Annotated in this window: 8 protein-coding genes; all 8 read right to left on the bottom strand. The window is 56.9% G+C overall.

Annotated features, from left to right (window positions below):
• Nucleotides 1–37: 37 nt before the first annotated feature.
• On the bottom strand, nt 38–2,224 hold the full coding sequence (locus H7U06_RS12275) for a patatin-like phospholipase family protein (protein WP_175626438.1): 2,187 nt from the start codon (nt 2,222–2,224) through the stop codon (nt 38–40).
• Between the two features lie 12 nt (nt 2,225–2,236).
• Nucleotides 2,237–3,199 (bottom strand): DUF2950 domain-containing protein, encoded by a 963-nt coding sequence (locus tag H7U06_RS12270; RefSeq protein WP_175626437.1) that lies wholly within the window; start codon nt 3,197–3,199, stop codon nt 2,237–2,239.
• Nucleotides 3,200–3,210: 11 nt separating this feature from the next.
• On the bottom strand, nt 3,211–4,458 hold the full coding sequence (locus H7U06_RS12265; protein WP_175626436.1) for a DUF3300 domain-containing protein: 1,248 nt from the start codon (nt 4,456–4,458) through the stop codon (nt 3,211–3,213).
• A gap of 339 nt (nt 4,459–4,797) precedes the next feature.
• Entirely contained in the window at nt 4,798–7,296 is a 2,499-nt protein-coding gene (locus H7U06_RS12260) for an autotransporter (protein ID WP_175626435.1), read from the bottom strand.
• A 121-nt stretch (nt 7,297–7,417) separates the two neighbouring features.
• Complete coding sequence (locus tag H7U06_RS12255; RefSeq protein WP_175626434.1) at nt 7,418–8,431, bottom strand: HAD family phosphatase; 1,014 nt, start codon at nt 8,429–8,431, stop codon at nt 7,418–7,420.
• Nucleotides 8,428–9,423, bottom strand: coding sequence for a formylglycine-generating enzyme family protein (locus H7U06_RS12250; protein WP_217703464.1), 996 nt, complete (start codon nt 9,421–9,423; stop codon nt 8,428–8,430). Before H7U06_RS12250 ends, H7U06_RS12255 begins: the two co-directional genes overlap by 4 nt.
• A gap of 45 nt (nt 9,424–9,468) precedes the next feature.
• The gene (locus H7U06_RS12245; protein ID WP_175626433.1) at nt 9,469–9,879 is read right to left on the bottom strand and encodes a hypothetical protein; all 411 of its coding nucleotides are present in this window, start codon (nt 9,877–9,879) and stop codon (nt 9,469–9,471) included.
• Between the two features lie 30 nt (nt 9,880–9,909).
• Nucleotides 9,910–11,658, bottom strand: a complete 1,749-nt coding sequence (locus H7U06_RS12240) for a SulP family inorganic anion transporter (protein ID WP_175626432.1) — start codon at nt 11,656–11,658, stop codon at nt 9,910–9,912.
• Between the last annotated feature and the right edge of the window lie 114 nt (nt 11,659–11,772).

Genomic DNA, 11,772 nt, shown 5'->3' with positions numbered 1-11,772 from the left:
AGTTCACTTTTTTTAGGCAGTCCTGATACTTCTTTCATCAATACGGCACCCCAAACATCAAATAAATGGAAGTCTCGCCCCCACCACCGGCAAAGCCCAGGAAGCCTGGTCCAAGGAAGGTATCCGCCGCAAAAAATACCGATGCCGATTTCAGCGTGCCCTGTCCGTCGCGTTTGTCCAGTATGGATGCAACGCGCCCGACTTCCAGTGATCCACCCAGGTAGACACCGTTACCCAACGGCGATGGCAGATTGAAGATGCGGTTGTAGTACATCAGGCGACCCAGCGCGTAGTTGCTACCGGCGAACTGATCTATCCGGTATGACGACAATCTGAAAGGACCACCCAGGCGGTAAGAGTCAAAGTATGGAATCTCGGTACCAAGATTGGAGCCACCTGAAGCGGTCATGCTGAAGGTGTGTTGGCCAAAACTTTTGACGTAAGTAGCCCGTCCTTCCAGCTTGTTATACGCCTCCTTATCGAACCAGCGCTCTGCCGTCATGACCATGGAGTAACCTTCGCGCGGAAGGAATGGACGATCCAGCTGATCCAGGAAGAAGCGCGCACGTACTCCACCACCATCGGATTTAAAGTCGGGCAGGATAGGTGACCCCGTGTTGACCTCAGCGTTAATCCGTCTGTACACCGGCCCCACACGCACATCACCCCACGGCCCCATAGAGATACCGAGATCAGCACCGAGCCGGAACTGCTGCGTCAGATAGCGCGCCACCTGGTCTTCCCCGAGGAACACGGGTCGGGTGTTTTGGCTGATCTTGCCGTAGGGTGCGATAAAGAAGCGCTCCGCTTCGTCAAATGGTTGATAGAACTCGCTGGAGATAAAAGTATCGCGACCGACCTGTGCATCCACGCTCCACTCTGCTCCGAGGTTGCTCAGCCAGGTGCGCTTGTAACTGACGCCTGCATTGAAATCGTTTTCACCCCGGAAGTCGGTTTGCAGGGAGACGCCAAAGCGCAGGTAATCCGGCCCCCATGATTTTTCATGGGCATCTATGACCAATACACGACGACCTTCTTCATCATCGATGTGATAGTTCACGCCTTCAAAATCACCACGGCCGTATATGCGCCGCAGGTCTTCGCCTATCTTTTGTTCGGATAATGGCTCACCAGTGCGGGTATTGATCAGGTTGCGCAGGACCGCTGCATTGGTCTTCTGCAAACCCTCAAAGCGGATTTCATCGATGACGCGCAAGCTGGCTGGTTTGGCGGCCTGGGTTTTGCGCAAGCGTGCATATGCATCCGGCGTCAGGCTATAGCGCTGCAAGGAAGCACTCATCGCGCGTGCTGCCTGCTCGCCGATTATGATCGCTTCACTGGCACGATCAAAGCTGGCGGCCGAAATATCACCCAGTTCCGGTTTGATGAGGATGTCTTTCTCGCCCAGCGTGGCGAGCTGGCGCTCGACGGAATCATTGCCGAGCAAATTGACCAGCTGGCCGACGATGGAGATGATGGAACCTATCTCTTTGCGTTTTAACGGTGGCGTACCGATGTTGACGGCGATGACGACGTCGCCACACAAGTCGCGCGCGACGTCGATAGGCAGGTTGTTGGCGATGCCGCCATCAACCAGCAGGCGGCCGTTGCTTTCTACGGGCGGCACTATGCCCGGCAAGGACATGCTGGCACGCATCGCAGCAGGCAAACTACCGCGCTCCAGTATCACTGGCTTGCCGGTTTCAAGGTCGGCCGCAATCGCGCGATAGGGAATCGGGAGTTTTTGAAAATCGCTGTTCTGCGTGCCGGCAGCGGTGAAGTCGCGCAAAAAGCTTTCGATGGAGATACCTGCAATCACTCCCTTGGGTGCGAGGATTTGCGTGCCGCGTACGCCAAATTCCGGTGCGAAGAGGTTTTTGTAATCATCATCCTTGCGCCGCATAGGGATTTCATTGCGTGGAGGATGATCGGTGAAGACTTCATTCCAGTTAGTCGTCGAAATGATGCGTTCCATTTCCTTCGGCGCTATGCCTATCGCAAAACCGCCACCGACGATGGAACCCATGCTGGTGCCGACCACGCAATCTACCGGCACACGTAACTCTTCCAATACTTTCAGCACACCGACATGCGCGGCACCACGCGCGCCGCCACCAGACAATGCCAGGCCTATGCGCGGACGCTCAAGTACTTCCTTGCCGTAAGCGCAGATGCACAAGGCTGATAGCGCTGTCGCACAGAGCCAGCCCGGTAGCCGACGCATATCCGGTCCGCGTCACCGAACAGGATTATTCGCATTGCTGGCCGTATGGGAAACCGGTTCCGGCAATGCCACTTTTTGCCAGCTCTTGTCCGGATCAAAAATCTTGATGCGTTTGACGAGGACGGATGTATTCGGGCCCAGGTCTTTTTCATATACCTTGCCGTCGTGGCTGATGATGAAACTCTTGATGCCGGTCTGTCCGTAGTTGATGGGCCAGGCCACCAGTGCAAAGCCGCTCACCATGCGTCCCTTGATGACGTAGCTGTATGCACCGCCCGGCGCATTCTCGCCTTGCGCGGTCAGGATGCGATAGTGATAGCCATGGTAACCCTCACCCGGTTTCAGGTCGGCGATTAAGGAGCCAAACGGACTTGCCGCTTCACTATCCGAGGCAGGCCAGTACAAGCCATCATGCTTGCCCGGGCTGCTTTTGAATTGCTGCGCATACTGCAGCACGCCATCCTTGCTCCGGTCGACACTCGCATATTCTTTCTGTGCATCGTAGTAGGCCAGCATGGTTTGCATAGTGTTCAGCTCGTTGCGTCCGATACGACGCGTGCGCACTTCTTCCGAACCGGCCTGTATATCGAATTGCCAGCCCGCCGCACGTTTCACCACCGGCATAGGCAAAGTCCAACCCTGTGTGCCAACTTCCACGATGGCACGCTCCGGTGTCTGGCTGACGATACGATGGCCCTGCTTCCATGCATTCAGGAAGTCCTGTACGTCCTGCTGTGCGACGTCATGCGTCGGGATCAGGGTTTTCCAGTCCTTGCCCAGGACCTTATTTAATTGTTCGGCATCCTGCTTGCTCAATGCATCAACGAAGGCGTTCGCTGCGTCATCCGCAGACGGATACGCTTGCTGCGCCCAGGCAGGCGACATCACCAGCATCGTCAGCAAGGCCATCACAAGCATGCGCACCTGGCGCCAGCCACTGGCGACGAAGGAGGAAGGGTTCAATTTATTGTTCATGTCACTCGCTCCTAGTGATGACGTCCAAGACCACCGCCGCCACCTGCGGCCCGACCACCACCGGCGCGCGCGGGTGCTGCATTAGTGTGCCGCGCCATGGACTGGCGACTGGCATTGCCACGATCAGCCTGTTGCCGCACCTGCTGGCCATTCCCTGCTCCGCGCAACGCACTATCGCCGCGCGCAGGCTGATTACGGGTAGCACCACCGAGCTGGTTACGGTTGTTATCACGCGCTGCATTCTGCGCGCGATCACGGGCCTGCGGATCGCTACGCAAGCGATTGCGTTCTGCAGCCGGGTCCATGCCACGTTGTTGCAATGTGCCCTGTGCCTGCTTGCGTTGTGCATCACGTGCCTGATCATGACCGCGGAAGTCCTGGCGATCAGCCGCACCAGGGATGCTCTTGCCGTAGCGTTGCTGGCTGGCCGCATCGCGATATGGAACACCGCGCCGGTTCGCACCGTTATGCTGGAAGGTGGTCTGGTTCGCATTGATCTTGTGATTGACGTTCACATTGTTGTACTTGTTGACATTGATGTTGACGTCGCCGTGATGCCAGTCGCAATCGCTCCACAAGGCAGCGGTAATGCCGACACCCACACCGAAAGCGATACCGGAAGCCAGCGCTGCACCCGGATAGTAGGCCGGCGGTGGCGGCATGTAATAAGGCGGATACGATGGATAAGGCCAGGTGCCGTACACCACAGTCGGGTTATACGCAGGCACATAGACGACTTGCGGATTGGCAGGCTGGATCTGGATCACCTGCGTGGTTTGCGAGGTATCGACCACCACTTTTTGCTGTTCATTTGATTTCAGGTTACCGGCTTTTTGCGCACGTGCGCGCAAGCGCTGCGCCGAGTCCAGCACATCTTTCGATGAAGCGAGGAAGGCATCACCCAGTTTTTGTACCCAGTCAGGTTTCTGCCCCATCATCTGCAATACCTGAGGAAAGCCCACCAGTGCCTTGACGCTGGGATCCCACTGCTGCGCGTCTACTGCCTTGACCGCATCGTCACCTTTCATATTTGCATGGGCGGCCGACCATTTGGCCGCATCGGCCACATCAGCCGGATAAGTCGCCGCCATCAGCACTTGCGACAACAGGGTGTCAGGATACAAAGCCACCGGGGCGACCAGTTGATCCAGCTGTTCTTTCGATAGCGGTGGCGGTGCGGCCTGTGCCGCTGCCAGCACGGGATGCAAACATAAGACCAGCGCCAGTGCGCGTAGCAATCCGGGTATGAGCTTACTCATTACTCCTCCTTGTCAAATCCTTGCGTGCATTACCCGAATCAACTCGGCCCTGTGGTTCAAATGACGACTGTCTACAAAGTGAACTGCAAGTTCAGGCCCATGAATACCTGAAACTTCGGCATGCCACTGCTCTCATGCGCCATCGTCCATTGCGGCGCTGCAAATAGCTTGAGCGTGGCCTGTCATGAAAACTGGCACGGCATTTCCTGAGGAATCCGCTGCATTGCTCACCATAGTCAAAATGAAAGCCGGAGAATATCGGGCATACAGGCAGAACCATGTGCCCTTTGGTGCAATGGCTGCCCGTCCTGTCCTGCCCGGAAAAAAGTTGTGCCAGCGCTAGCGACGACGGAAGCCGCCCCTGTGCATGCCCATCGAAGATTGACGTAGTTGATGGGTCTGCTGTCCACCCGCCATGCGCGCATTGCGCTCGCGTTCCAGTTCTTCCGGATGGGCCTGCTGCATATTTGTCGCGGATGGCTGCATGTTGTGTGACGCACCCAGACCACCGCGGGCATCACGGGTCGCCTGCCCCTGGCTGCTGCCAGGTACCGATTGCCAGCCATTGCTCGTATGCTGCTGCCAGCCGTCACCGGTATTGCGATAGACCTTGCCGTCCTTGCCTGCGTATACGTCATCACCGACATGGGCAACGTGGCCACCGTCCTGTCCACTGGCACCGCCAAAGGTAGTCCACTGTCCGCTGCTCTTGTCGTAATACGCGCCGCGATTACCGTGCACTTCATTGCCGCTATAAGCATTGCCAGCCGTACCGCGTGCACCGACCACCACATTGCCCTGCGGTCCGGTAGCGACACCGCGTGCACCAGCTGCATAGTTACCGGTGTAAACATTGCCAATCGCACCGCGCTGTCCGGCCGAGGCAATGCCGGTACGCGAATTGTAGGAAGCGCCGACACGACCTGCCCACTCATTGCCGGTCCACGCATCGAAGCCACCATACTCACGCGACACGCTGGCACGGTTGCCCCACTGCTGGTAAATATTGCCGCTGTATCCGGCCCAGCCACCCGGCCCCCAGGCGACCGAGCCCCCCGCTGCACCCCAGGCACGACCCCAGGCTGGATAAGCCCATGGTCCCCAATACGGATAAGGGCCCCAGCCCCAGCCATATGCAACCGTCGCCGCACCCCAGAACCAGCCAAAGCCAAAACCATAAGCCCAACCTGTCCACGGCGTATAGCTTATTGAGGCGGCATAACCATAAGTCACCGGATCGCCATACCAATAACTGCTGACCCATGGCTCGTACGCATAACCGGTGCCGTACACCACCACACCTGTCAACGGATCGATATATGCGCCCTGATAACCCGGCGTATACCCGACATACACCGTGTTACCGCTGACCGCATAGATCTTGACGTATGTCAGGTAATACAAAGGTGAACTGGGTGGGATGCTGTAAATCACCAGCGGTACCATGGTCGCCACCGACCACGGGCCGCTCACCGACGAAGCCCGGAACCAGACGCCATCCTGCACCGCATAAACACCCGAGCCTGCAACCCGCACTATCGGCGTTGCCGAGTTCGCCACATACTCCAGCGTGGTGCCCTCTATGGTTTTGAAAAGCGGCGCGCCATCGAACTGCGGCTGTGCCAGTTGCGTGCCAACGATATTGACTGCCGCTGTCTGCGGCACCGTCGCCGCGATCACAGCATCGGCTGCCTGCGCAGTACCGGCGACCGAGGCTTTAATATTCTCCACGGGACTGTCATCCGGAATACGGGCGAAATCGGCAGGCAGGTCATTGGCCGCGACAAACTCCCATGGTCCCAGTTCTCCGGAAGCACGAAACCAGCGCCCCGATACAAGGACATAGGTTTTATTATCCGGCGCATGGCGCAAGACATGGCCAGTGGTATTGCTCACATACGACAGATTGGTGCCGCTGATCGCGGTATACCTGGGAGCGCCATCGGTGACGATCAACTCAGTCGGCCTGGTCGCCACCAGCACATTCGGCACTATGCTTTTCAGCGACGGCCCCGGCTTGTCCGGTGCCGACTGTCCACTCAGGGCATCGATCAGGTGTGCATTTGAAGTTAGTTTGTAGGCTTCATCCAGATACGCGGATGTCGCATGCAGCAAACGCCATGGACCGGTTAGCGCAGGTGCGGTCATCCAGCCATCGAATATTTTCAGGTAATACGTACTGGTGCTGTCACGCAGTACCAAAGGACGGGTATTGATAATCCGCTCAAACGGCAAACCTGGCAACGTCCGATAGACCGGCTTGCCATCTACATAGATCAGGATGGCCGGGACACTGGAGAAGATGAACTCCGGCGGTATATTGCGCAGCGGTACGTTGCCGTCATTTTTCTTTGCCGCATTGATCGCCAGCTGCTGTTGCAAACGATCCAGCGCTATCGTGTGTGACTTGCCGGCGAAGTCCTGTTCTATAGCCTTGGTCCAGGCTTGTGTTTGCGCAGCAGTGGCGGAACTGAAATCGCTCTTCACAATCACCGCGTTATTGATAGTGACGACCCGCGTTCCCTTATCCGTCAGCGTCTGGGCCTGCATCGTGACGATGCCGTAAGTCACCTGCGCTGCTTTACTGCCGGTACTGGCGCGCACTGCCATGCGTGCAGTCAGGTGAAAACCATCCCACGCATCCAGCTGCGGCTGGTACACCGTCAATTTGGTAGAAGAGGAGGTGATGGCCAGCGGCCAGGATGACTCCTTGCCGATCGCACCGGTACGTTCATACGTCTTGGTATCCGCCGCAAATACCGTGCGGTGAGCACCACCGGTAACGCAGCACGCCAGAACCAGCAACATCAAACCCAAGCGATAGCCTGCAGCATTCATGACCACTCCTCACCATGTCAGCATTCCGAACAAAACTGCGCCGTCTCATTGTGGGCAAATGATCCGATTCGCAACATTGAATCTTGGTGACGCATCATTTGCCCTGATGTACCTGTCCGGCCTAGTCAAATGCATAGACCTTGGCCCACTCCTTCTTCATATCGACGACGACCCAGCCTTTGGCCTGTGCTTCATCCAGTGCCTTGTCCAGCTTGCCGATATGCGATGTGCGGTCATACGCCCATTCACGCTTGTCATCAGTGTGATGCACCAGTCCCATGAAGCGCGGCCCCTTCCCGGCAGCAGTCCACTGCAACATCTGTAAATCGCCATCCGAGTTACCAAAGGCAAAGATAGGCTGACGACCGATGTTGCGATAAATGCCGACCGGCTTGCCGGGACCGTCATCCAGGAAACCCAGCTTGGGCAACTTGGTCAGTACCGGCTTGCCATCCTTCTCTTCAAACTTGACTTCACCGATGCTGCCTATCACCCGTTCCGGCGGAATGCCATAGGCCTTCTTGCTCCACACCCGCATGAACTCGATGCCACCGCCGGACACGATGAAATTTTTAAAGAAGTTCATTTCGAGATAGCGCAGCAATTCCTTCATAGGCTGATACACCAGATCGGTATACGGCCGGTTGAAACGCGGATGCCGTGAAAAAAACAGCCAGTCATCTATCGCCTTGTCGTACTCGTCGGTCGTCATGCCCGAGTTGGCTTGCGCCAGTAACTCCAGTACCGGCTTGGGACCTATCTTCATGAGGGCAGGCATGTCACGCGCCATCAGTGCCTTGAACTCAGGCAGTTCCTGCCATTCCGGATGCTTGGGCGCAGCCGCGCGCACCTGGTCTGCCATGAAATAAATCTGGAAGTAAAACGGCTGCTCACTCCACAAAGTGCCGTCGTTATCAAACACGGCGATACGGTCATCCGGTCTGACATAGGTTTTGGCATTGGTATCCGTCACCGAGGTGACGAACTTGATGATGGCTTGCTTGGCCGGGCCGTCGCGCCAGGAAGGCAGGGCATCAGCCGCCCAGCTGGCAGGCCATGCCGCCAGCAACGAGAGGGCTAGCAGTCCTTGCAGGAAAGCACGCTGCAGCAATGCGTATCCGGAATCATTTTTCATGTGGCACTCCCTGGCGCAGCACTGGCGCGGACGATGCAACGGAAACCCAGATGACAGGTCGCGGTATCTATCGGTTGTGCCATCCTTGCTGCGGGCCGATAACGACGACAATAATTAGGTGCACACAGGTGTGAACCGCCCTTCATGACCTTGCGCGGAATCTGTACATTCTTCAGACGCTGATCAAAGCTGCCGTCCGGCTCACCGCCGCGTGGATTGTTGATGGTGCAGCAGGCGTGTTGGATTTTGTTGTGCTCCTGGTACCAGTCGACCGTCCACTCCCACACATTGCCCGCCATGTCATACAAGCCATAGCCATTCGCAGGAAAAGCGCCGACCGGCGACGTCCACTCATAGCGATCCAGCAAGGCATTCTGATGCGGGAAATCACCCTGCCAGTTATTCGTCATATAACGTCCGCCGGGCATGAACTCATCACCCCACACATACTCGGCACCATCAAGGCCGCCGCGTGCAGCGAACTCCCACTCGGCTTCGGTCGGCAATGATTTACCGGCCCACTCGGCATACGCCAGCGCATCGTCGTAACCGATATGCACGACCGGGTGCTTCCACAAACCTTGCAGCGAAGATTGCGGGCCACGTGGATGCTTCCAGTCGGCACCGGCCACATACTTCCACCACTGATGCGGATCATCCAGCACCACACGCGTCGCAGTTTTTTGAAATACCACGGATGACGGCACCAGCAATTCCGGCAAGGCGCCGGGATAGTCAGCCGGATTCACTTCACGCTCGACCATCGTGACGTAAGCGGTCTCGTCCACGAAGCGTTTGAAGTCGCTATTCGTCACCACATACTTGTCCATCCAGAAGCTATCGACCACGACCTTGTGTGCCGGCGCCTCTTCCGGGTAGTGATCGTTGGACCCCATCAGGAATTTCCCGCCCGGGATCCACGCCATATTCCGCAAGTCTGGTGTGGACGTATGCTTGGCCGTATCGGCGAATGCTTGCAGCTGCGTATCCATATGCATGTGCTATCCCCTGGTTGAAATTGAACTAATGGTTAGACCTTATTGCTGGTTATTTTTTTTGGCGATCCAGTAGCGTGCAATGCGTGCGAATGGCCCGCGCAACAAGAGGTAAGGCAGTACCGCAAGGCAGAAAGTAATGATCAGCGCTTCGGCTACGTAGAAGGTATGCAGTACTTTGTATTGGTAGATCGCTTCCATGCCCAGCGATAGCAAAATGATGCGGCTGGTCGCCTTCAGCCCTTCCTTGATGCGGCCGACACGTGCTTCCGGGCGGTGTACCAGGGTCCAGAAGTATGGTGAACGACCGGTACGTGCATCCTTAATGCCATCCAGCAAAGCGATAATGATGCCCATCGTCGGCTGCAGCATGAAGCGGAACGCCATCGGCCCGCTGGGGCGTGACATCAGGTCGGTCCAGATACGTGTCAGTATGTCGGTGAATTCCGTCATTACTTCCCCCAAAAAAATTGAGTCATACCATCAGCCTTGCGGCAGATTACTCAGACGTCCGGTGACCGGCTTGCCACCATTGGCACTCCATTCACGCACGATGGATTCCACCCCGGCACGCGGCCCGATATCAAACTTCAGATCCAGGCCATCACGCCGCAACAGATCCCGCACTTCACCAGTGAGGTTGGATAACTTCAGCGTGATGCCGCGCTCCTGCAACTCACCCTGCAGGTCGAGCAGCATTTCCGCAGCGGCGATATCCGAGTAAGGCGAAGAGGAAAGGTCAAACACCACCAGCTTGACCGGCGCAGTCTGCCGCTCTATGGCGTCCAGCAAGTCGTCCTTAATCTTGGAAACATTGGCGTAGAACAAACCGGCATTCGCACGAAAAACCATCACGCCCGGTACGGTTTCGTTTTCCGGATGACGCGCCAGGTCGCTATAGAGCTCGCTGCCCGGGATGCGTCCCAGCAGCACCGTGCTCGGATTGCTGGCGCGCCAGACCAGCATCAGCAGAGACAGCACCGTACCTATCATCACACCTTCCAGCATGCCGAACACCAGTACACCCAGCATCGCCGCCAGGGCAATCCAGAACTCTTTAGGGCTGACGCGATACAAACGCAGCAGCGCCGGAATATCGATCAATCCCTTGACCGCGATAATCACGACCGCTGCCAGTACCGGTTCCGGCAGATTCGTAAATACGCCGGTAAAGAACAAGACGATTACGCCAAGCAGGATGCCGCAGATGGCGCCAGCCAACGGCGTCTTCGCACCTGATTCGTCATTGACTGCAGAGCGTGACATGCTGCAACCCACAGGTTGCGCCGCACCCAGGCCACACAAAACATTCGCCGCACCTACCGCCAGCAATTCCTGGTTGGCATCGACCGGATACTTGTGTTTGGCGGCAAAAGTGCGCACCACGCCCATACCTTCGACATAGGACAGCAGGAACACCGCAAACGCGGTCGGCAACAAAGCCTGTACATCAGCCAAGGAGAATGAGGGCAGCTTCATAGGTGGCAAGCCGCTCGGGATCTGGCCGGTGATCTTGATCCCTGCCGCATTCAGCGTGGTGTACATCATCAGCAAGATAGAGAGCGCGACCAACACCAGCGCCCACGGCACCTTGGGTGCCATCTTCTCGGTCAGCAACAGGAAGACAATGCCGAATAGGCCGAGGGTGAGCGCGTAGAGATTGGTCTCACCCAGATGCGTGACGATAAAGTAGATGCGATCAGTGAACTCACCGGTCGCGCCCTCTATGCCAAACAACTTGCCCAGTTGCGTCGTCGCTATATAAATAGCCGCGCCTGCAGAGAATCCGGTCAGTACCGATTCGGAAATGAAATTAACGAGAAAACCGAGTCGCAACACGCGCGCCACGATTGCAATCAAACCCACCAGGATAGCCAGTAGTGCAGCCATCTCGCCATAACGCGCAACATCATGGCTGACCACACCGGCCAGTCCGGTAGCAACCAGTATCGCCAAAGCAGAGGTCGGGCCTATCGCCGCCTGCCTGGAAGTACCAAACAAGACGTAGGCAAATACCGCCAGCAAGCTGGCATACAAACCGGCCTGTGGCGGCAATCCCGCCAGGCCGGCATACGCCATGCTCTCCGGTATGCAAAACGCCGCTACTGTTACACCTGCAAGTACATCAGCGCCCAGCCATTTGCCTTGATAATGCGGTGCCCAGGACAGTATCGGCAAACAGCGCGTGAACCAGGAACTGCTCTGTACCGGCACTTGCGGTACGGCGTTCATGCCACATCCTTGCTAATCATATGCAAACGATTCCATCCAGCCACTGCTACTGTCTGACTCATGACCGCTCCTTCGCGCTAGCAATGCTCCCGACGCACCCGCCCAGGCAGGTAC

Origin of the sequence: Herminiimonas sp. Marseille-P9896 (assembly GCF_903993245.1) — a bacterium.
Classification (GTDB): domain Bacteria; phylum Pseudomonadota; class Gammaproteobacteria; order Burkholderiales; family Burkholderiaceae_D; genus Oxalicibacterium; species Oxalicibacterium contaminans.
Note: the sequence above shows the minus strand (reverse complement) of the source record. Positions and strands in the feature narration are given on the sequence as shown.

What these genes read in the sequence shown, in the direction of transcription:
- H7U06_RS12260 (WP_175626435.1), bottom strand. Translation starts at nt 7,296, where the DNA reads ATGAATGCTGCAGGCTATCGCTTGGGTTTGATGTTGCTGGTTCTGGCG.
- H7U06_RS12255 (WP_175626434.1), bottom strand. Translation starts at nt 8,431, where the DNA reads ATGAAAAATGATTCCGGATACGCATTGCTGCAGCGTGCTTTCCTGCAA.
- H7U06_RS12240 (WP_175626432.1), bottom strand. Translation starts at nt 11,658, where the DNA reads ATGAACGCCGTACCGCAAGTGCCGGTACAGAGCAGTTCCTGGTTCACG.
- H7U06_RS12245 (WP_175626433.1), bottom strand. Translation starts at nt 9,879, where the DNA reads ATGACGGAATTCACCGACATACTGACACGTATCTGGACCGACCTGATG.
- H7U06_RS12265 (WP_175626436.1), bottom strand. Translation starts at nt 4,458, where the DNA reads ATGAGTAAGCTCATACCCGGATTGCTACGCGCACTGGCGCTGGTCTTA.
- H7U06_RS12270 (WP_175626437.1), bottom strand. Translation starts at nt 3,199, where the DNA reads ATGAACAATAAATTGAACCCTTCCTCCTTCGTCGCCAGTGGCTGGCGC.
- H7U06_RS12275 (WP_175626438.1), bottom strand. Translation starts at nt 2,224, where the DNA reads ATGCGTCGGCTACCGGGCTGGCTCTGTGCGACAGCGCTATCAGCCTTG.
- H7U06_RS12250 (WP_217703464.1), bottom strand. Translation starts at nt 9,423, where the DNA reads ATGGATACGCAGCTGCAAGCATTCGCCGATACGGCCAAGCATACGTCC.